Source organism: Paraburkholderia sp. 40, assembly GCF_050434105.1.
GTDB lineage: Bacteria > Pseudomonadota > Gammaproteobacteria > Burkholderiales > Burkholderiaceae > Paraburkholderia > Paraburkholderia tuberum.
Genome location: NZ_JBNPVY010000004.1, coordinates 3,823,197 through 3,846,493 on the forward strand (window position 1 = coordinate 3,823,197; position 23,297 = coordinate 3,846,493).

At 54.3% G+C, this 23,297-nt stretch carries 11 protein-coding genes; 1 reads left to right on the forward strand and 10 read right to left on the reverse strand.

Features of this window, described 5'->3' with window-relative positions:
- Positions 1–6 precede the first annotated feature (6 nt).
- The 10 genes from dpdK to OKW28_RS39730 form a co-directional block, all read right to left on the reverse strand.
- Positions 7–534: a phospholipase D-like domain-containing protein DpdK gene (gene dpdK / locus OKW28_RS39685; RefSeq protein ID WP_429453528.1), complete on the reverse strand. Its 528-nt coding sequence runs from the start codon at positions 532–534 to the stop codon at positions 7–9.
- A complete protein-coding gene (dpdJ, locus tag OKW28_RS39690) occupies positions 534–5,048 on the reverse strand; it encodes a protein DpdJ (RefSeq protein WP_429453530.1) in 4,515 nt (1,504 codons plus the stop codon). The genes dpdK and dpdJ overlap by 1 nt, the downstream gene beginning before the upstream one ends.
- Positions 5,049–5,051: 3 nt before the next feature.
- Positions 5,052–5,774 (reverse strand): hypothetical protein, encoded by a 723-nt coding sequence (locus OKW28_RS39695; protein WP_429453532.1) that lies wholly within the window; start codon positions 5,772–5,774, stop codon positions 5,052–5,054.
- On the reverse strand, positions 5,771–8,938 hold the full coding sequence (gene dpdH / locus OKW28_RS39700) for a protein DpdH (protein WP_429453534.1): 3,168 nt from the start codon (positions 8,936–8,938) through the stop codon (positions 5,771–5,773). The genes OKW28_RS39695 and dpdH overlap by 4 nt, the downstream gene beginning before the upstream one ends.
- Positions 8,935–9,822: a protein DpdG gene (dpdG, locus tag OKW28_RS39705; RefSeq protein ID WP_429453536.1), complete on the reverse strand. Its 888-nt coding sequence runs from the start codon at positions 9,820–9,822 to the stop codon at positions 8,935–8,937. Before dpdG ends, dpdH begins: the two co-directional genes overlap by 4 nt.
- Positions 9,823–9,915: 93 nt before the next feature.
- Entirely contained in the window at positions 9,916–12,489 is a 2,574-nt protein-coding gene (dpdF, locus tag OKW28_RS39710; RefSeq protein WP_429453538.1) for a protein DpdF, read from the reverse strand.
- Positions 12,486–15,800, reverse strand: a complete 3,315-nt coding sequence (dpdE, locus tag OKW28_RS39715; protein ID WP_429453540.1) for a protein DpdE — start codon at positions 15,798–15,800, stop codon at positions 12,486–12,488. The genes dpdF and dpdE overlap by 4 nt, the downstream gene beginning before the upstream one ends.
- A 690-nt stretch (positions 15,801–16,490) precedes the next feature.
- Entirely contained in the window at positions 16,491–17,282 is a 792-nt protein-coding gene (locus tag OKW28_RS39720) for a hypothetical protein (protein WP_429453542.1), read from the reverse strand.
- Positions 17,283–19,097 (reverse strand): hypothetical protein, encoded by a 1,815-nt coding sequence (locus OKW28_RS39725; RefSeq protein WP_429453544.1) that lies wholly within the window; start codon positions 19,095–19,097, stop codon positions 17,283–17,285.
- A gap of 1,500 nt (positions 19,098–20,597) precedes the next feature.
- Positions 20,598–21,701: an IS5 family transposase gene (locus OKW28_RS39730; RefSeq protein WP_429453545.1), complete on the reverse strand. Its 1,104-nt coding sequence runs from the start codon at positions 21,699–21,701 to the stop codon at positions 20,598–20,600.
- Between the two features lie 1,031 nt (positions 21,702–22,732).
- Between OKW28_RS39730 and OKW28_RS39735 the strand changes: the two genes are divergently transcribed.
- Complete coding sequence (locus tag OKW28_RS39735; RefSeq protein ID WP_429453547.1) at positions 22,733–23,191, forward strand: hypothetical protein; 459 nt, start codon at positions 22,733–22,735, stop codon at positions 23,189–23,191.
- Positions 23,192–23,297: the final 106 nt, after the last annotated feature.

A 23,297-nucleotide genomic window follows, 5' to 3' on the forward strand; every position in this document is an offset into this window, starting at 1 on the left:
TCGGTCCTAGCCGTTTCTGTACCTGTCGAAATTGAGTCTCGCTTCGGCAATCTGCTGCAGCTCGACATCAAACGAAATCACCTCGTCATTCAATTCGAACCCCCCGTAGGTGAAATTCATGGAGCCCGAGAGCAACGCCCGGTCGGTCAACAGCCCCTTTGTATGCAAGGCATCCGCCCCGTCGTTAATCCACAGTTTCGAATCGACACCTGAATTCCTCGCTTTCTCACGCATCGTCGAAAGAAAGCGCTTGTTATGATCGAGGCTGCGTGTCGCGATACTGACAGGCTGACCGCGCCGCATAAGCGACAGCAGCATTTCCGATATGGTTATCTCGCGGCTTCCCCAGTCAGGCTCGACGAGGTTGAATGCGCCCGATCGGTTGTCCAATATAGGTACATCGCTGATCCACGGACTGACAAGCCACGTGGCCCTTCCCGGGTTGAGAAGTTCACCGAGAAAGACGAACTGAAACAATTCGCGCACCTCATGCTGGCTGGTTGTCGCAGACTTGAAGATTCTTCGCGATTGCATCAAATCACCTCTACTTCAGGAAGCCGGATATCGGCCTCACTCACCGAAATGCTCTGCCGAATTGCGACTAGCGCCGGATAGACATGAAGGCTCCCTGCATCGACCGGGTTTAGCATGAGAGCGTGAAATGCAGTCTGCAACCGTTCCTCCTGCCCCCTGGGACAGGTCAATGTAGCAAATCCGCGCTCGGCGAGAACTGACTGGCAGTGCTGCACCCATTCAGGTTGTGTGACATCTATTCGGACGTCCCACTCGGGAATCGAGTCGGCTACGAGCAAACGTTCAGTTTTCGGCAGACTGCAAAACGGGTTATAAATCGATAGGCGCTGCTGTCTAACCAAGCTTCCACGGGGCCAGAGAAGGCCGTAGATCATTCCCATCTTCCAGCCGCTAGACATGCCGGCCTCGCCGAACATGTCCTGAAGTTCGTCCGGCAGGTCATTCCTGGTAGCAAACGCTGCCATGAGTCGCGCGTCGATTTCGATCCCCAAGCGGTGCTCGGATACCTGCCAGTCAGCCAGCAAGTCGCGCAGGAATGCGTCTGAGGCTCGAGAGCTCCCGGGTCTCAGGATTCGCGCGTTAAGTGACGCCAGAAAGGCATGGCTCGGCAGGAGCTGATGCCTGACAAGCAAGGATCTCAACCGGTCAAACGCGGCACGACTGCTCTCGAGTCCAACTGCGCAACGACACTCCGCCGCCGCCTCCGTTAATTCAGAGCCAGCAGATTCGATCGCGAGCAGACTGACTACGAGACCAAGCTGTTGGTCCACCAGTTCGAACTCTCCAGCCTGCAACGCAGATTCAACGAGCGCATAGAATCGCGCCGGATCCTCGCCGTAACGCGCCAGCAAATTCTCGATGAGCCCGCCTCCTCCCACCATCGTCTCAGTCACCCAGATAACAGCACTCCGCAAGGACGCGTCAGCGGGCTCTGACACCACGTCAACCAGGAGAGAGTCCGCGTCAACTTCCGGACACAGAGACTGGATGGCATCCTGTACCGCAGCGCCCAGGGTCGTCAGGTAGCGCACCTTAAGCCAAGGTTGCCATGTTTTGTCGATCGGCTGCCAGAGCACCATCGAGAGGGCTTTCAATTCATCTAACACGCCCGGATCGCACAGGAAAGCGACCAGATCATGTCTGAGTCGCTCTGGCCCCCGAGAATCTCCGTGGGATGCCTCCTCTTCGTCAACCTGCGTCGACTGGAACACGGTCTCCAGCACCTCTACCAACCCCATTTCCGCGCGCCCTTCGCTTAACAAGACGCTCGCCTCCTGAAGTGAGCAATTCGCCGCCAACGCGTTGCAGACGAGTGCGCCAAGATAGACGCGTGCAAGCCAGTCTCTCGAAAACGGACTCTCGACATTCGCCAGCATTTCGCCAGACCATGCCAGATCAAAGTAGCGCGAAGTCCGTAAGGCGCGCCATTTTTCTGACGAGTGCCCATTCGTGTCGTAGTGGAGCGCTTCCGGAACGTTGATGTCCAATTTTAAGCCGTCGACGCTTAGCGTAAAGCCGATCGCAATATCAGCACCGTCCAGCGTGAACGCGAAGATTCGCTCCTTTGTTCTGCCATCGGTGAACCGCAAGTTCGCCCGCGAACGGCGTGCAAATCTCCGAACTTCGATGGGGGACTGTTCACGATGTGTATGAAACACCGCTGACCTAACAATTCCTGCAAGTCGAGACGAACGCGGCACGGGAAATACAGACGGAAGCTCTCCCGGAACAAGCTGCGTCTGCCATTCCATGAACGCATTCGACGTCGTGCCAAGATCTTTCGGAGGTGCGGAGAGATTCAGGCGCATCACCCGAAATACCGGTGTACTCTTCATCTGTCCGTCATCGAGATACTGAAAATTGCCGAGCAGATAGCCTTGCATGCAGGATCGGATATCGAAGCGGTGATCCAACTCAGTCGACAGAAGTTCCGGCCCGCACCAATGGTTTTCGTTGCCATATCGGTAGCCAAATCTCTTCGAAACCCGCCCTGGGGCGAATTCGCGCATTGCTTGCACAACAGGCATCATTTCAGGGTCTTCCTGACCGCTTGGCAAGTGAATCGCTACTTCGGGCAAGTTAAGATCGGCAAACAGAGACTCAGGAATGAATTCCGGAAGTGGGCCTGAACCTGCTGACGGGTCTTCCGCCGGTTTGCCCATCCTTGCCCACTGCGACTGGAGACGGCGAAGCGCCGTGGGCAGTACTGCCGTCATCAAAGGACGAGGAAAATCCCACAACAACGCGTCGACGGAGTCGCGATTCAACTTCATCGCATCAGACAGATGTCGAGCCAACGCTTCCTGTTCCCCATCATTCTCAAGGATTGCCGTTATTAAACGGGCAATCCGTGTTTGGAGATCAATATCAGTCTGACGTTTGCCAGGGCTGTCCAATAGTGCCCACACGTGATAGTGCAAACGGGACTGTTCCAACTGCACGCCAAGATAGTCTACTAGCGCGAAGACCGCCTGCATCTTTTGGACGTATCGGTTGGCGAGCGGAAGAACCCGCCTTGGCAATTCCGGATCAAACAACTGCTCGTAAGCTTGATATGCGAGTCTGTCACGGCCATAGTCCGAAAGGACAACCACCGTCCATGGCCGCGTGCTACGCAGTCGCCCTGCCCGTCCTCGTCGTTGCAAAAATGCCGCGACTTCGCGAGGTGCCTTGTGCTGGATGACAACGCCGACCGCTGGATCGTTGTATCCAACCTCAAGCGATGCAGTCGCGACGATGATATCCGCTTCGCTGTCCACGCCAGCGTCTTGCGAACTCGTTCGGTCAACCTGCAATGAGACAGAGAGATCATGGCCAATCGACTCGCTTATTCTCCAGTCCTGCCCGCTCTCAAATTGAGAAATCGAGAAGTTGGAACGGCGAAGATGCGCAAGTGGTCCATTTGGATGGCGGATCCGATCGAGTTCGCGACGAGAATTCTGCGTTCTCCCCTCCGCATCCAACATACTGAAGAACAACCGGTTATTGGCGTCAAGGTCATCTGTGAAAACAAACGACTTGCTGCCATACGCGCCGTGGCTAACCGGGTGTCCTCGCCGGTCCTGAGTCCTCGCCATGAGCATGGTTGTCTGAATGGTCGCCGATAGAAGCGCGGTTCTCGAGACTGGATCGCCACGCAACGCCAGTGTGTACTCAGCGCCCTCCTTTTTCATGTCGCCGGCGGACGGCGAAACTTCAGATACTTGCTCCGGTTTAAGTCCCGTCAGTTGACAGAAAAACTCTGGCGCTTCGCGCAACGTTGCCGAAAGGCCGACGAAATGAATCCCCGTGCGAAATGCGCCGCGCCATCGACGCATGAGATATGCAACCTGCGCGCCATGGAAACCGGCGTAGGTGTGAACTTCGTCCATTAACATCAACTCTGGCGGTCGATGCACCCTCGGACCCAGTCCAAATAAATGGCGAGTGCGCGAGTCCGACATACGGCGGTTCAGCATCTCCGTCGTCGTAAAGAGAATATCCGGGGGCTGCTCTGCAAGACGACGGCGCGTAAGAATCAATTCATCCTCGGCCACGCAATGAGCACAGGTGTCGCAATATAACTTTTCGATCTCTCGCGCGCGATCCGCTTCGCGCCAGATCATCGCGCCCGCACATCCCGAAAGCGGGCACGAAAAGTATGGGCACACGGCATCCGCTCCGACCATACGCCATCGTTTTGGAAGGTACCTCGCGGATGTCGGTGTATCGCCAAACAACGCCCCCAGTACCAACTTCCGACCTGTGGCAGCAAGAATCGGGTCAAGACGTCGCGCCTGAGAATAGACTTCGCTAAACTGATCTTTAAGCAGTTCGTTTCGTGGATACAGAGCGATCGCCTTTACCCATCGCTTCGAGGATCGGTCTTGGAGCAATTGCGTGATATGGGACAAAGCCGGCAGATAGAACGCCATGGTTTTTCCACTTCCGGTGCCCGCGCAGACAATGGTTCCGGCAACGGACCCCGACCGCAGAGATTTCAGGATGCGGGAAGTGGCGTCTACCTGAAATTGCGCAAGCTTGATCTGACCGGCGTCTATTTGGAGCAGTACGCGCATCGCCGAAACGGCAAAAGGCGGTACATCGCGGATCTCCTGTAGAAGTTCACCTAGGGTCACCTTGCGGTCCGGGTATTCGCGCCTTCTCCACCGAAACCGGTAGTCGGCAACAAGTGTGGGAGCATTCGCCCACCCACCGTCGACCCCATGTTTCGGAAACCACTGTCTAAGTTTGCTGGCGAGTCTAATCGTTTCGGCCATGCGTGACCGGTAACGAGGCTCACTGTCATCGACGCATACGATGAGCACCCGTTGGACCAAATCTTCGATCACGGCATCGGCATCAAAATACGCGTCAAGTCCGCCACTCGTCGCGTCGACAAGAAGTGGATCCACCAATTCCACCATTTCATCGTGAGTGATGGCCGCGTCGACGATGCCCCATGACAGAAGAGGCAATTCGCGTTGCTCCAAGGCGTCCAGACAGGCGATCAACAGATTCGTAACGTTATCCATACGTTAATTAACGCGTGTCCTGATCGAGTACAGTCCATCCTCCTGCCGAGTCTTCAGCCAATTCATGACCTCTTCAGTGAGCAGGGACAGCGGCGCCCCTGCGGTACTATTCGCTCCATGCAGGAAAAGCCTCACAGCCTCTGGAACATCGAAATCAATTTTCCCGTATGCAGCAGTCAACGACTGAGAAAGTGACTCGACCTCGCCGATAGCAGAGAGGTCATCTGGCAGGCTTTGACTGCAGTGCTGCAGTCGAGCATAAATCACCTCGTAGTCGCGAATACGTTGTCTGTTCTCCCGTGTGTCGGCAGTACGACTCTTAACAGTCCCCGGTGGGTCACTGGTAATCTTTTGCACGACGTACGCTTTCCATCCGGACTTCGCAGAGGTCTCCAGCGCTTTGTTAAGCGTGCGCAACTTCTCCAGCAACGTGGACCATTCCTTACCGGACTTCAAAGTCTGGGAACCCGGTTTTCTCTCCATTTTCTTCCGTACGCTTCCCGCCAACTTGGCGACCTCGCCCACTAAACTCTCGGGAATGTCGACCGGAACACTTCCTGTCCGGAGTCGGCAAACGCTCTCCCGACCAAAATTCAGCGGTTCGGTCAGCGCACGGAGATCACGTTTTTGCTCGTGGAGTTCTCGGACTTCCTCTCCGTTGTCTCTCACCGTCTCTAGATATTCCAATCCCTCTTTGAGCGCGCGCGTTTGTTCAAGCAAGGTCACGACCCGACTCCTTGTCGCACAACTTCTGCATCGACTACATTCAGCATCGCCATGTTCGATGCGATTGCGTCCAACTCCTCTAATAAATCATCAATAACAGGCTTCTTGTCTAGTCCCGTGAGTGCGTTACGCCTCGCCTCGACAAGGCCATTCATGTTGGAGACAAATCGGGATATGGTAGACATCACCACTGCCGTGTCCTGCAGTTCCTTGGGGTCCACACGTCCGAGGACTACCATACGGGCCGCTTCCGTCTGCGCTTTTTCCGCGTCCATATACAGGCTCCGAATCTCCGCGAGCGGACACGCATTGAACTGTTTTAGGATCTCTCCAATGCTGCTCTGGTCGACGTTCTCTGGCCAAACACCGATTCTCTTCGCGTCGGAATAAATAGCTCGGAGTTCCCCATACAACTCCGCCTTGTTTGTGTCCTCGCCAAGCAGCTCGGTCATGTCAGTGCCCCATTTGCAAAGTTCGGTGTAAAACTGAACGGAAAGTGGTCCAAGACTTGAGGCAAGTTGCCTGACGTGTGAAACAAGCTCCTTGTCCAATCCTTTTCCCCGATCGAGGTCTGTCGTCTGCAATCCGACCGCGTATAAATCCCGGTCTCCCATCAGCTCCCAGATTCGAGTCACGTCGAGCGCCAGCGGCGTTCTTCCAGTCTCACCCTGAAAATACATCGCCCGACGAAAAAACTGTTCCATGAGGCCTGCTCGGTGCGTGAAGCACTCCTTGCGCAGTAATGCCCAGCCCGTTGCCACCAGCGTTGTTGGCACATCTACTGCTGACGTCAGTATCTGTGCGAGGAGCGATTCGATGCTTTCTGTTCCTGTCGAATCCTTCTTCACCATAGCCAGACCAAGAGCGTGCGACTGCATTGCCAGAGCCGGCAGCAGCGTTGTAAGAGCGGAGTCAGCAATTGCTCGCGCTTGCGACAGATAGTCGGAAGCAAGCCTCTGGCCTAACTGGAATGCATATACAGAGTCCTCATCCGCTTCCGGGTAGTTCCACTGGTAGCCCTGATGGCTCCACCGAACAATAGCGAGCAGGCTCTTGAACAGAAACCCATCCGGATCCTCGCTAGTTTCCGCAATCTTGACCACGACCGGGTATTCCTGATTTCCACGGGCGCTCGGAATCTGGAAAGCTTTTGGCGACAGATTCTTAACTTCGGAACCGGATAACGAACTCAGAGTCCAGTTCGTCAAGGCGTCCACCAATTTGACGCAGGCCGTGCGGATAATCAACGCGCTTGGCTGATCAAGTTCCACTCCACCTCGCCACGCCTGGAGCCTTCGTTTCCAATCCGTTATCTTGGGATCCTCCTGCGCGATGACAGGGTCCTTGCCTTGCAGAGGTTCGTCTTTGCCTTCAGGCTTTTTATTGTCATCGTCTCGCTGCTGGTCGCGATCGTCAGCCTTACTCAAAATCGCCTCGAGTGGCTTGAGGTTGAATGCTTCCAGCACTGACGGCTTTAGCACGTGCAACTCGTCGTCGCTAGCCGGATTGCCACCCCAGATTGCGAGAAGATTTCTATACTGGTCCCTCTGCGAGTGAGTTAAGGTGCGCTGCCTTGCTACATACTCGGCGACCGCGGCACTTGAAGTTACCACGGTGACCGCTGCAGGGAAGGTACCGTTTTCAAACGCGGCGCGCTGGTCAAGAAGCAATGGCCTCAGTATGTAATTGATGACCGCCCGTGGGTTAAAGGACAGTCGCCCACCGACTTTGAGATAACGGTCGCAAAATGCCGCTACAGCTTCCTTGTTGAAAGGAAACAACGCATAGCCCCGCGAGCTATAGCCAAAGCCCGAAACGATCGACATCTGCTCACCTTCGTCCCTGAATGCAGTCAGCCAACTAGTCGGATCGACACTTTCATCTTCAACGGTATTAAACATACGCTGGAGATGCTCAACTCCGTGACGGCTCGCGTTCAGGTAGTTGCCCACGAGATCAACGGCTCGCGACACAACGACCTCATCACGCTCATCCGTTGGTCGAATGGCCCACTCATACTTCGCCCGCGTGCGAATCGTTTCCCACTTATCAAGATACCCTTCCGTGACTGCGATAGCCGTGCGCATGACGCACAGTTCCTGCTTGCCGTCCCGTATGGCTTCCTGGATGCAGATATTGAATAGCACCTCCTGAATGCCGGTAAGCGCCGCGAAGTCTTCTACCAAAAGAATCAGTTCTTTTCCGTCCTTGAGGAGTTGCTTACGGATGTCCAGGATAACGTCCTGAAGAGAATACCCGCCCTTTGCGCTCAAATTGAAACTGTTGCCGACAGCCGTGTCTACGGCTTCGTTCAATATCTTTATGGCGCGTGTACGCCCCTCCACATTAGCGCTGTCTATTGTGGTCAAATAATAGTTTTTAACCTTTGCCGAAGCTTGGCTGATTTCGCCGATTGTCGTATCCAGATCGCCGGGTTCGAACTGCGGCAAAGAATCATCCACCGTACCATCCGCCGTCCTCGCTCCCGTCGCACGCCGGACGAGTCGAATTAGTGGAGCATGATCCGAAGTCTCCTCCTCCTTCCCCAGCAAACGGTCGGTAAAAACAGCGTCCCCGAGCAACCCAGGAAGGTTCTTAAGGTGATGCAGATCCGTTAGCTGTTTTTGGCTATCAACACTATCCTGCGAATACTGCAAGCGCAGTTGCCGGAACCTCTCTTCGAGTACGTTCTGCAATTCGGCGCGCAAGCGGTTCGCTGCCGCACGAGGCTGAAAATCCGGAATCGCCTGGTTAAAGGCTTTATATATTTCCGGAGACCGTTGTGGATCGAGCACCTCCACAATCTGCTTTACCACGCTACGCAGGCTCGCACTCTTCGGCACACGAATGATGTGAGCGCACTTCGCCTCAGGACGACGTTTAAGTTGCGCGTGAAGCCAACGAATCAAATGTGACTTGCCGTATCCCGAAGGACCGCTCAACGGCAGGATAAGTGTTCCCGTTGGCAGGTCGTCAGTCAGAAAGTAAGTAAGTAGATCCTGTTCGGTAGCCGCCTCTTCAAATCGCTCTTGGGCTGCCTTCTTCGTGAGATCCATCGTTTGATGGACAGCAAGCAACAGGCACTCGTCTGCGGATTCCGCCTCGGGCTTGATGCAGTCGTTAATTGCGGTACTCGAGGGCCACCAATTTGCGAGTGCCATCATTCTTCTCCGTGATATGCGACGTGCGTAAATCGCTCCCAAGGCCTGCCGGCAAATCCCGTAAAACTGTACCCCTGCTTTGCATCGGCCCGAATCTCGAAACCAACCTGATCATCAATCTCAAGTCGCTTGAGCGCGCGAGACAGTGACATCGACAGCGCATCCGCTGCACGCGATGCCAGTTCAGAACTTTTGATTTCCGATTCCACCAGCTGACGGTAACTACCAAAGTCGAGCACCGGCAATACCGTTGCGAGCGCCTCGATGAAATCTGCAGCCGTCAGCGTCCTCGATCCCTTGAATATACCGGACAATGAATCGCGAACCGCGACCGTAGGGTCCACAATCAGTGGGCTGTCGCCGCTGGCAAAGCCCATAAATACCGACCAGTGCTTGAATCCATTCCAGCGCGTGTCATTTTGGAGCACTCTTCTCGACTCATTTCCGATCTGAATACTCTCCAGAACCTGTATCTGCTCAGCGGAAGAAGGAAGCCTATAAATATCCTGTGCAAGGATCCAAGCGGCTGCCCGGCTGAAATCTGCGCTCAAGTTCGATTCCGCATCCCAGAAGTTTTTGTTGTTTGTCTCATTGAGCGCTACCTCGCGCACAACCGATGGCATCTGCCGAATCGCCTGATGGAGATCCAAGTTAGACAACCAACTGTAGCCCGACGCAATACGGATCTTGCCTTCAGTCTCAACAAACAGGCCAAGTTGAGTCCATCTCGTTACGGCATAGCGGAAACGTTTAGGGTCAACCGCGGGTTCCGGTGCACATATGCTGATCAACCTCTCTTTCGTCATCGGGCCACGCGCAACGAGTGCCTTTAGCGCAATCAAGACCTGTCCCGGCATCCCATCGCTTTCCATATTCAATATTGCCATTTCGATGACTCTCTCTTTCCTAGACCATTACCCGAACGTCTCACTACTTCAGACGTCGGCGGTTCAAATCTTCCCACGCGGAACGGCGTCTGCCTATGTTGTCAATTTTTTAACGAATTGATCAAGATCCATGCGGTTTGGCCATACATCAGCCATTCTTCTGCCAGGCACAAACGGATCGATAAAGCTCTCTGGTACGAACAGGAGATGCAATGGTTTGTGGGCAGCGAGTATCTCGAGAGGTACCTCTACCGCCGGGGATGTCACAATCGAAACTGCAGGAAACCGCTGGTTCACAACATGTGCCTCTCCCGCTTGCATATCATTCTCAATGACGAACTTCCATCGAGATTTCCGCGCAAGCTCACTATAGCCCTTGACGCCTCTCCAGAACTCTCTGTTGGTCAGATTGATCTCGGCGACGTCAAAATGCGAAACGACTGCCGTCAGTGCCTTGACCACCTGTGCGGCGATCGGTGGTAACAGGAGATCGGGCATGACCACAAGGAACCGCTCCGCTGAGCGTCCGCTAAAATACTTGGTCCACTTTCCTGTATCGAAGTTGCGCGTCACGGCGAGAGTTACCGTTGGCATGAGCGTCTGCAGTCTTCTCTGACCGGCTCTACGACACACCGGACAACCGGCACATCCCCCTCCGACCGGGATACGCCACCGACCGTTGTCAACCTCATATAACCGTGTCAGCGCGTCTGAGATCTCAACTTCACCGTTGAGTACTGAAAGCAAAAGCTTGAAATTTCGCCCAGTACTTTGCTCGCCCCGAAGTCTCGCCGTCTGGATCTCGTTCGCCCAGACACTCTTTTCTCGATGGCGTGGATTGAGAATGCGAATCGTCGTCCTGTTGAAATATTGAATCGCCGCCTCTTCCTGACGGACTTCGTAGGTGTGGTCTGTATCTCCAGGCAGCCGCGTGGGCATTTCGGGAAAATCGGAATCGAGTTCAATAACCCCGGCTCGGGCCATCAATATCAAGGTTCGGACGTTCCAGGCCTTGTTATAGTCGCTCTGCCGCATGCCATGTGATGGAACAACCGAGATATCGACGGACCATCGATCCTCGGCACGAGCTTCATGGGATCTGAGCATAGCCTCCCAGCGAGCCTGCCCAAGCTCATCACCGATGACTCGAGTTCGCCCAAGGCTTCGACCCATTTCGATATCTGCGCCGTCGTAGACCGCGAGTGACACGCACGGGCGCCCATCACGTCCGCCGCGACCGACTTCCTGATAGAAGCGATCGAGCGTCTCCGGAACGCAAGCATGGATCACGCACCGTACGTCACTCTTGTCGATCCCTACGCCAAAGGCGGACGTGGCAACGATCGCATCCAGTCTGTTAGTGCTCCAGCCATCAATGATCGATTTTCTGTCGGCTGGAGAGGTTTCACCGTGGAAATGCGCAACGCGCGTCAAACCGAGCGAATGACGCAGCAGGTGCGCTATTCCCTCGGCGTCTGCGCGTTCGCTCACGTAGACAATAAACGGTCGGGGTGCATGTCGGACCGCTTCGAGAAGTCTCGCTAACTTCTCTTCACGTGAGTGAGCACGATGAAACCAATACTCTGGCTCCTGTCGGAGGTATGCTGCTGAAATCACTTGAACCTGTGACATGGGACCAAAGAGAGCAGCTAACGTCTCCAGCGTTTCCCCTGCAAGCGTCGCGCTCAATAACAACGTGTTGAAGGGCTCACATGTGTCCGGTACAACTCGACGCAGTCCGCTTCGCAAACCCGCAAGCATCTGGAATGAAGGACGGAATTCATCCCCCCATTGTGCGACGAGATGGGCCTCATCGACGACAAGTCGACGAACAAATCCGGAGCGGGCGGCGTCATATAGCGCGAAGACGAGGCTGCCACAGACAGACTCGGGAGAGGCAAAGAGAATTGGCTGACGACCTCTGCGGATTCGTTCCTTGAACTGCTGCTTTTGCTCGAGCGAAAGGTCGGCGTGCCACGCGAAAAGTTCTCCTTTTCCCGGATGATTTGACAGGCGTTCCTGCATTTGTCTTTCTTGGTCGATTGCCAACGCCACCGTCGGGACGACCACGACTGTCATGTTTCCCTCGCGCCTGTCTAGAAGAACATCAATCTGCGCAACCAAGCTCTTACCGTTTCCAGTCGGCAGATTGACGATCAAGGTACTTCCAGGCGGTGCAAAAAAAGACGCGCGCACGGCTTCGCGTTGTCCGCTTGACTTGTAGTGGCGCAAGCCCGTCACCAAGCCCACATATGGATCGGAGTCACACTCCTGCGTGACAGCCAGACTATCCATAGAGAACGCACGGTCGAAAACGCCTGACGTAGAGGCTTCTAGCCATTCAGGGTGCCAGCGCTCGGCAGAAAGGACTAACCCGTCCGGCGCCTGCATCGCGAATACGCCGCACTCGGCCCACTCCCCGATTGACGGCCACGCCGGATGGTGAGGCACCTTGATCCGACTCAGGCTGTTTGATTGCGATTGTTGCAGCAGGGTCTGGCGAATCAGCGGTATCAGGTCATTCTTCGCGAGAACACCGTGCAACGACCGCGCAAGGATCTGGCTGATCCGCTCGTACGTGCCCTGTGATTTAAACTCGGAGAAAGGGAATTCCGTCGGCCACTGCATGAGTGCTTTCTGCAACTCAGAAAAGCCGAACTCTCTCATGCTGCTTCTCGCGCAAGGTCATCGAGCGACCTATTCGAAACAAATACTGCCTGTACGGCATCTACCCGGACCACAGGCATAGCAACGCCTGCGCACAACGCATTGTCCAGTTGCGCTTCAAACTGCGCGGCTTTGCGAGCCACATCCAACTCTTCCGTCTCCATAAACTCCAGTCGCGCCTGCCTCTGGACGTCGTGAAGTCGATATCGTGTCTGACTAACATTGGCCGCATCCCGAACTCTATTCCGAAATTCATCATGCTCGCGCATGACGTCTTCGGCGGCACTACGCGAGTGTGTTACGTGTACCGGCCAGTCCGTGATCGCTGGAATTGCCCGGTTTCGGACTACGTCCCATCGCTCGGCGTTCAGATTAAAGTCCTGACCCAACCCCACACGCGGCTCCTTAAGATATGGAGCACTCAAACGATCGAGGACTGCTTGGTCAGTGACTTCGTTGTACTCGGAGTCGAGCCACACTGTTACGACTGTTGGCGCGAACTCCGCGTCAGCGCGTCGCCGTAATGCAAAATAACTGCCTTCGCCGTATCCCTCATCCTTTGACAAGGCGAAGGCTTCCGTTATGTCCGCCTCGATGACAAAGTCGAACCGCATGAAGACATCCGCGACATCGATGCTCCTCCAGTCGGGCAAGAATCGCCACATGGCCGATGACCGTCCACGTTCATCAAGCAGTGAAAACTGTTCGAGGCCACGCCAGAAGGCGGATCCATATCTCAGGACATGCGCGTTCCGCGCAAGTGCCGTAGGTCGTCTGAATGCATAGGCAAATGTGCGGGGCGTTTGTTGCCTTGCACCCGGTTGCTCTGTATCGATCGCCTCAATGAAGCCCGGGTATTCAAGAAACCGCGTCAGCGGAAGCAGAGTGCCCGTTGATTTCTCATCAGCGGTGTACTGATAGCGAACTACCTGCTCCAAGTCGGACGACCCAGACTTGATCTGCTGAAATTTCAGAGTTCTGACCGCCCATCCATCGACGTCCTCCCGGATATGCTTCCAGTCGGCGTCCGCCTCCTCCAAAAGGTCAAAGTCTCCGGAATCCCCCTGCTCGATGGAATCGAGCGCATCCATTTTGTCGAGGCGATCAATCTCATACTGTATCGCCTTTTCTTCAACTAGGCCTTTTTCCAGATCGCGAAGTGCATCAGGACCGTCCAGCAATAGCCTGGCTCTCACAGCCTCCATTCGCTCATCGATTAGATATTGCAAACTGGCTACCGAACGATCGAACACCTCAAATCCACTGTTCACGCAATTGAACCATGCAGTGTCCCACTGGCTTTCTTCGCAATATCCAACATACGAAAGAACGGCGCTTCCTGAACCAAAGCGATCCACACGACCTATGCGTTGCTCTATTTGATTTGGCGACAGCGGCAGGTCGGCATGGATGACGATCTTATTGCCTCCCTGCAGATTCAGGCCATCCTCTGCAGCCCTATCGCAGACGAGAATAGAGCATCCAGGATCAGTGACGAACCGTCTCCATTCGGTTTCGGTTGTCTCGTCAAAGTCATCCCAGTCGGTCGCGTCGGCATCCCGCGAACGTGTCCGATGACGTACAACCTGAGCCCTCATATGTTTGGCCAACTCAACATACAGTTGGTCTGCATGCGACACGGATGATGTGAACACGACTACCTTTTGACCTCGTTGGCCTGCAAGGTTCGAAGCCAGCCGACAAAGCTCCGAAGTTCCCACGTGCTCAACTGTCTGCCCAATAGCAGCCAGCAGTCTTCTCAAACATCCGTCTTCGCCAAGGAAAGAGGCGACCGCGCATTGCGACGCTTCGCTCGAGCTTCCCTCGATCTCACGCAAACGGACCGATACAAGTTCGCGCAGAACCATCGTGTCGGAAAGGAACGCGTCAATAAATCTCACGAAGATAGATTGGAAGGCCGCAGCACTTTCGTCACCATGCGAGCCCTCTGTTATCGCGCCGATCCGCCAGTCCTCTAAGCTTCTCTCGATTTCTACCCGCGTAACCGAAGCGTATCTTAAGGCCTTGACCCCGCTTCGGTTCGGCGTAAGGAAGGAAAGTGAAGAGCGACGATTGCGCAGGACTCGTCTGCTCAATCGGTATGTCTCGCTAACGTGCGCTCTGAGAACGCGAAGCGCATCGTCAAGGTCAGGATCGTCTTCGTCAGGCAGCCTGTCGACGATTGTCTGCAACTCATCGCAAAGTCTTACTAGCAGACTGTCCCGTGGAAATAGTCCTCTTAGTTGTTTGATCGAATCCGCCAACAGAAACACATTATCCGGAACCAGTGTCGCAACAAGTTCCGCGAGTTTCACCCGGTGCTGAACCTTTTCGCGGAAGGTCGCTTCGTCTTCGAGGCGGTACAGGCTTGCATCGAGAAGATGGAGCATTGCAAGGAAAGTGCGCTCGTTGCCAAGTGCGGGCGTTGCCGAGAGCAGAAGGAGTCGCCTCACGCGCGCAGCAGCGAACGCAACTTCTCCGAACAGACTTCTCTTGCGTGAGTCGGTCGATCCATAGCCAGTCGTCACCTGATGCGCTTCGTCGACAACCAACATGCCAGCCTTGGGCAAAACGGCGGCCATCGCCTTGAAGTTATCGAATCCAATAACGAAAAGAGAATCGTCGAGAAAATCGGACAGATGAAATGTCCTGCGCAGTTCGTCCCGCCATTGCTGAACAAGCGAAGGCGGAACCACGATCGCAGCACAATGATCCGTCGGATAATCGAGTACGTATTGTCTGAGGATAATCCCCGCTTCGATGGTTTTGCCCAGTCCCACCTCATCCGCTAGCAGGTAGCGCTGACGCGGGTCCGACAGGACACGGCGAACAACCTCGAACTGGTGCGGCAACAATTCAATCCGCGACGACGCGTAGGCGGACAAGCCCTTGAAGCCCCCGCGCAAATCCATCGTCCGACGCATGAACGGTCCCCGCCCTGATGCATAACTTGGGGTCTCCGTGATGAAGTTTGCCAAGTATGTACTCGGGTCGCGGATGGGTCGGTCCCACCTCACGAAAACGTCCTCGAGGTCTCGAACTTTTGACAGTCCATTCGGAAGTTTCAACTGCAGGGTATGTCCGTCTGCCTCGACGATCCGCGCAATTCGCCAACACTTCCTCGTTTGGTCAAAAAAATAGACCCGCGCTTGCCTGTGCAAGCGCGCCCGGACGACAGTTGCGGACGGGACGGTCCTAACGACTCTTTCTGCGTATGGGTCGTCAAAGTACTCAATCACCGACTCAACGTGGCCCTGCTGCAGCAACTTCGCGATTCCGTCCCCCGGGAACAGCGTGCATCTGACGAACATATTGGCCTTCTTGTGGTAACGGATTCACCGCGCGATCCCTACGGTCACCACAGACCCGCATCTCACTGGGACACACGATGTCCAGAGGAGCTATTAGTTCCACATCGAGGAGCAAAGACGCTCATTATTGAACCCCACCCCTCTCGACGTGCACGGGAAGGTCGACCAACAACGCATTATTTTTCTATACGACCCGATTAATCTTACCAAATCCCCACAGAGAGGCAAGCGACGGTCGGGGTGACCGTTCTGAGGGGTGCGGGGAGCAGCGATGGGAGCTTAGTGCAGCTTAAAGATTGACGAGCATGTTTGCCACCGTACGCTTGTCGTCCAAGAGTTCTCCACAATTTACCTAACCGGGTAGGCGCTTTGCGCCGGCTAACGTAAGTGTCATTGTTGATCAACCAGATCGACATATCGCTCGAGCAGTTGACGCGGGGTAGCGAGCGGTACCGGCCCCAAGCAGGTTTTGCGCGAAATGGTATTTAGTGAATAAGGACAATTAAGGCACCGTTTGTTACAACGAGTTTCGATGACGCGGCATCTTGGATCTTGCGCGTCGAAAGCGAGTGGAAGCGAACGCTTCGCCACAGCATCTAACCGAGACAACAAGCCGCCCCTGATTTGGAACGATGTCGCCCCCTGGAATGAAATCCGTCTGAGCAACTCAGGCCGTGAGTCGCCACGGCTTCAAATCCACTGATTAGTTATCGCAGCTTTCCGAAACGACATCAACTCAGGGCATCCATCTTCGGCGGTCTGGTAGGTAAGCACATCAAGCATGCCTCTAAAATGAACAGGCAACGATTGAAGATGATGCTCCTTTACGTTTTCAACTATTAATATTGGCCAGACGTAATTCAGATTCATGCTTCTGAATTGCGAAGAATGCAATAATCGCCAAGCCGATTGATAGTAGCGCAAAATTTGACCTATTGCTCTATCGTCACAAACACCTCTTTTAATCTCTGCCAAACATAGAGTCTGCGTTTTCTCATCACAGAAGAACAAATCAACTTGTACTCCAACCGCAATAAGTTTTTCAGCAATAGCCTTTTCGCCGGCCGGGATATCGCCCAGTCCGACGCCAAACTCTTTGGAGGCCCACCTTGGAGACGTCAGCATAGGGCGCCCAAGTGAGACCTGTCGCACTACGTCCTCCCAAAACGCAAATAGGTAAGCGTGCAAAATCCCTTCGTCACCCTCGCCGCCGTGACGAAGGCAAAGACCGAAAAAACGCCGGAGCAGCAGTCGCGCATCCGGCTTCGTGGCGAACAGGAGTCGGATCTCGTGGATGTTGCAGACAATCATTTTCACGATTTCTCGAGCTACCGTTTTGTCCTTGGCGTTGAGGGAAGTGTCATAAAGGCTGGGCACTCTGTCCCTGCTAATGACCGCCTCATCAAAACTGAGTAGTTTTCTGCTTAGCACGCACCGGTTTTCCGCGAGAGCACTAACTAAAACGGAAAATGGAATGAGCATTCAAACCTCCGGTTGCATTGGCAATAGCCTCCGGACACGTAATGACGATCCATCAATGTCTACGATATCAAGATCCAACTGCAAGTCGACTGTTCCCGGTTTCAAATCGGAGTACATAGGGAGCGTAACTTCAAACTTTGCGCTGTATTTCTTGAACCCGCCGGGATAGATCGCATGATCGAAGCCCTCTATAACTGAAAGTTGCACAGGCATGAGTCGCGCCTTTCCGACCTTGTCGGCATTTTTCCATTGCGCACCTGTTGGCAACAGCGCTTCAATGCGAAGTCTTATGTTATCTTCGCTCAGGTCTAGATTTGCGCCGACGGGAAAATCGATTTCTACGTCGAAATAGGTTTCACTTACCCGGCGAAGAATTCCGGTGAAGCCAACTCGCTCCTCCGGGGCGTCAATCGTATGCCCCTGATATCTTAATCGCACATCCGCATCAAAATTCAAAGACAGTGCCGACGTGAGATGCCGCTCGATTTCTCGTATAACCTGATCTTGAACTTGTATATTCATGGTGCCATCGGCCTTCTTAATTGCGATCGGGGCAGCACCGTTCTGCGATTCAAACAAAGATAGATTCGTCTTTTGAAAATATTGACCACCATTCTGCGCGATCAGATCCGTCTGCAACAACTGAACAACGCGTTGCCACCCCGATACGAACTGAATTCTTTTTGCTATTCGTGACAATGCCTTCACAACCGCATTGCTGTGTATTTTTTCTTCATTCTGAATATCTTGATTTAATGCGTTTGCCTTGTCACGAGCAATACTGAGCGCGGCGTTTATTTTAGATTCATCGGTTTCCTCCGCCATTTTATCTATCGCCGGCGCAATGGTGGTCTCGTATAAATTCTGAAAGGGAGTGACTTCAATTGTCTCACCCCTACGATCGATTTTTACCCGAATATAATCTCGAAGGGCGTAGAAGAAATCGCAATAATATTGTGCGAGTTCGTCCCGTAGGTGTTCACTCTTACGCGCAGCTTCAATCGTCGCCTTCCCAAACATATTTTGCACCGATGCCGTGAAGACAGACATCGTCATCAAGGTGTGCCGCGAATTCTCATTGGAGTTCACCTCGATATTTTGGTCGAAAAGCTTCTTGTCGCTCTGATCTTTTGCCAAGATCGTACTCTTAAGCAAGCCGAGGGCAGAACCCGTATCGGTTTGCTGCGCCTTAGAAGCAGTTATCTTTTTCTGCTTTGCGTTCAACTCTCGAAACAGAGCATTTTCTTGAACGGCATCGAGATTGAATAAATCGATTGAAAATTCAAATGTATCTGAAAAATCCGGATATTTATCTTTATCACGCCGCCAGGCGGCCACTGCCTCTGCGATTCCGAAATGTCGATGAGCGGAGTCTGTCAGCCAAATCGTATCGCTGGTTATGCGAAGCTTGTAGAGAGGTGGAATATGTGGATTATCAGGATCTGTTTCGACTATTTTCTTTAATTCCGCCCCGTTGCCAGGCCGGACGTTCCACACGAGCGTCCCAAGGTACATCTGCGCGGCCTCTTTGGATACGCCGAGCAAGACGTCGCGAATCTCAGCCACTTTGGATTCGTCTTGAAAGGCGAAGCCGTCGTCGCTTATCCCGCGCTGAGCTTTCTTGTCCAACTTTATCAAGGAGAGCGGATCAACTTGATACGGATTTTTTTTCCCGATTTTTTTGTATCGAATATATTGGAAAATTTGGGCCGCCGTCACCACAATTACGTGCTTTGGGGAGATTCGCGCGTTTCCTGCACCGACAAGCTGTTTGTTGACTTGGCCAAGAAGCTTAACTTCAATGCTGCCGCTCATGTTTTCCTCGCTTGATATGTGGTCTTAATGTTAGAGGTGAAGGTGTTCAATCGGCTCCGCTGCTCCGGATAAGCCAATGCTCTATTACGAGTAAGTAGATGAAGGTGGCGCAGAGACTCTAGTTTGACTGTATGTGCAGAAGGTATCGAACAACATGGCAAACCCGAACTGTTCTCTTTTAGGCGTAGTTCGTCTGTTGCACGACCAATGTGTCGGCCTCAAAAAGGAGCACAACCACAAGGATGCCGTGCCATTTATATCCCCACAAAATTCTCGACAACTGCATCTGTCTCGCTAGTTGTGAAACTGCAATAAGCGACGGGTCCGGTGGGCATGCGGCACCAAGCGGTGCTGAGCAGTGTCTTAGTCTTGTCCAGGTTCGCGCTGAGGGGCTCCGGTGCTTACCAAAGTCTCTGGCCCGGCATGAGTCTAGCAGCAAACATCATAAGCTCAAGATGCCGCGAACGGGGTGGCCTCTAGTGCCCCATTTTTTCAGTATTTAGTCAGTACCTTTTCACTATTTTGGCAAAGTTTTCACTTTCTGTGGCACCCGACAAGTCAAACGTAAATATTCCCCGCCCACAGCGTATCGGCTCGATTAGCGCGCGCCGGACTCAACCTCATCGCCCATGAGTGTCGTAAAAATCCCATCACACACTCGCATGCTCGATCTGCACACGCGTCGGTCGCCGAACATTCGGATTCGTCGTTGTGTCCTACACGCTGCAGGAATTCTCTACCCCTTGATATCGCTGCTGCGAGACGTTGCGGCCCGCAACAGCAATCAAAGACAGTATGGCGCTCTTTTAGTCTCTTGCAACCATCGTCCGCTCACAGCGGTTTATGGCAGCGTCCGTTCTGAACAACGCCTTGCGCGTAGGTACACGTGTTGACCAACGGAATTCTGTAACCTATTCTGCAATGCTTTGATTTCTTGCTTATCGAGCAGCCTAGGCCCGAGCCCCCGAAGTTACTTCAATATAGATTTGAGTCTAACAGACAGGGGACCTCCGTGGCCAGTACGAGCCTGTGGCGCATGCTCGCGGCAGCCTTAAGGGGGAGGGCAAAGAACCCTCGACAGTCAACTCCGAAACGTCTGGGTCAAACGTTTGAGACGCAATTCCATTTCGAAATCGGGCCGCGGTGTGCCTCGCGTCGCACTCGCCGCATCGCAATGATGTTGAGTCTAAATGCGCTGGATAAACTTGGCTGTACGCTCTTGAGTCGCTGACGGCGAACGAAGTGCGTCTTCATTCAATCCGCAATCCATATGCGGGCGGGAGGCAGTCATGCCGGCCATCCAAGCAAAGGGATACACACTCATCGGGCGCAGCTTTCAGAACGTCTAGCAGGCTGCGGAAATACACCCCAGCAGAAGCAACGTCCATCTCGCTGAGCGGTTGCCGCCGCAGATTTTCTGCATGGCGAAATTTCAACGCCAACTCAATGCCTTTTTCGACGGCGTGAGGCGCATTTTTCGCCCGATTACCGCGATTTCCGCTACTGCGGACGGACCTGCCCCAAAGAGCGCATGCGCACGAGGTTGTAGGCGGCCATGTTCAACACGAACATCTGGTCGACTTTTTCCAACCCGCGCACCATCACCTGGCGCATGCGCCCCACGGTCTTCGCCCATCCGAAGCCTTGTTCGATCAGCTTGCGCTTTTGCTGCGATATCGCATAGCCCACGCTGTGTGCGATGGCATCGGGCACTGCTGAACGACGACCCGAGGTGTTCTGTGCCACGTGCGGCGTGACCTTCATCTGCTGGCAGGCTTCGATGAATTCCTGTGCGTCGTAACCCTTGTCCGCGCCCAGCGTGATTTGCGCAGCCGCGTCCTTCGCTGCTTGCCCCGCATCGTTGATCATGACCTTGGCCGCGTCACGTTCAGCATGTCCGTCAGCACGACTGACGCGGGCGTTGACCACCAGCCCATGGCGGTTGTCGGTCAGCGTGTGGCCCATGAAACGCAGTTCGCTGGCCGTCTTGCCCTTGCGATAAAGCCGTGCGTCGGGATCGGTCGTCGACTCGTGTGTCTCGTTGCTCCGCTTGCTACCCTTGAAGTCGCCCTCGCCGCGACCACCGTCGTTATCCCTGTCGTCACCGTCTTTGCGCACAAAGCTCTTGTGTCCCGCCCACGCCTGGATCAGCGTGCCGTCCACGCTGAAGTGCTCGCCCGACAACCAGTTCTTCTTCTGCGCGATAGACAGCACTTCGTTGAAGAATTCGACCACCGCATCGTGACGGATCAGACGCTCGCGGTTCTTGGTGAACACCGTCGGCACCCACACCGAATCGTCCATCGACAGGCCGATAAACCATCGAAAAAGCAGGTTATATTGCGTTTGCTCCATGAGCTGGCGTTCGGACCGGATGCTGTAAAGCACCTGCAGCAGCATGGCCCGCAGCAGTTTCTCCGGCGCGATGCTCGGGCGGCCGCCCTTGATGTCAGCCTCATACATTCCGGCAAACAACCGGTCCATCTTCGCCAGCGCCTCATTCGCCATGATGCGAATCGAGCGCAGCGGATGCGAGCCCGGAACGAAATCGTCCAGCTTGTGCACGGAAAACAGACTTTCGGTGAACGTGTCGGCGCCGCGCATGATCTCCTTGGGGGGGCGGGTGAGCTTCTCACATCAACGCTTTTACTATCCGTCGCGATGACTTCCGCGTGAGGTATTTCCGCAACCTGCTAGGCCGATTCATTTTCCCGTTGAAACGATGTTCGATGACGCAATACTATTTGGATTTCACGCTTCGCAAGTGATTATTTAACGAGCACAAGGGCACGCAAGTGTAGCCACCAATACGCAAGACAACTCGACAAATGGACGGCGCCCAAAGCCGGCGCAAGCCTATCCTGCCATCACTCGTTTCAATCTCGGTTTTTTGTCTCCCGGCTAAGCACTTTCAGCGAGGTCGGCCGGGAATTTCCGTAAGGTGACCAGATGCGTCCGCGGGATACACCCCATGAATCCGCTGTTCTTCCTTTGTTTGACCGCACACCGTATCTCATGGCGCGGGATGTCGATCGATCGAGCCTGCATACTGCGCAGGCCGATTTCTGCGTAGTGATCCGGTCCACTGCCGCGACCTGAATGTCGGATGTCTGCGAGGGCTGCAACTGGAGTCGGCAATCGCACGCGGATTTTCAAACGTCTTCATACTAGACCTGAACCCTACCCAACTGGCGCAAATCCGGGTCACCAAGAGCGTCGCCAATATGCGCGTTGTATCTACCCCCACTTGTAAACGCAAGGCGGATAGAGACAAGAAACTGCGTCCCATGCGTCGCGTAATCCGATCGCACCCAACAATAACCCATTCCGCGCACGAATTCGAATCGGTAATCATGGGCAAACATCTTCAGCGGTAGCGAACGTGACATGCACGCTCGACGGGTGAGCGATGCCGCCAAACTTCACGCGCATCGCTGCGGCATGGCACTGCCTTGACAGATGTCGTTGCGCCTCCGCCACGAACAGAAAAAAGTACGTCGTTCCGTAGCGTCCTACTACCGCCCAAGGCGATCCGCCATCGTCCACATCGCGCACAAATGCGGCGTTGACGCGCCAACAAGCCGCATGCACGATCAGTTCGACATACTGCTCACCAGCGCAAACGGAAGGTGATCATGCCCGCACCGAAGACTTACACGAAAGCCCAATGGGACGAGTTCGCACGACTGCTCGACGCGCTACCGGAAAAACCGCCCTCCGAGCGACGCATTACGGTACGCGACGCGATGCCGGACGTGCGCGCCCACATTGATGCGGCCCGCGCCAAAGGGTATTCGGTCGAACAACTAATCGATCAGGCAAAACAGGCGGGCATCAACGTGACCGCCAGTGCGCTTCGATACGCGCTGCAGGAGACGAAGAAAAGACGAACCAACGCTCGTCGAACGGATGGCACTTCCAATGCGCCCGGCACCACAACGACTTCTCTCAACCGCCCGGCAAAGGGTCCAGTCCGGCAGCAAACCGGTCCAGCATCTCACGGAAAGACGGAGCGCGGAAACAATGCACCCGGCTCCATGGTCGTTCAAGATGCGTTCAGCTTCCAGATCAGACCGGATACGGAAAATCTATGAACGTGAAGGCGATACAAACGGATAGGTACGCAGGACGTAACCACAACGAATCTAAACGTGATTTCAACCGTGCAAGATCGCGTGGGAAAACGTGCAGTAACACCAC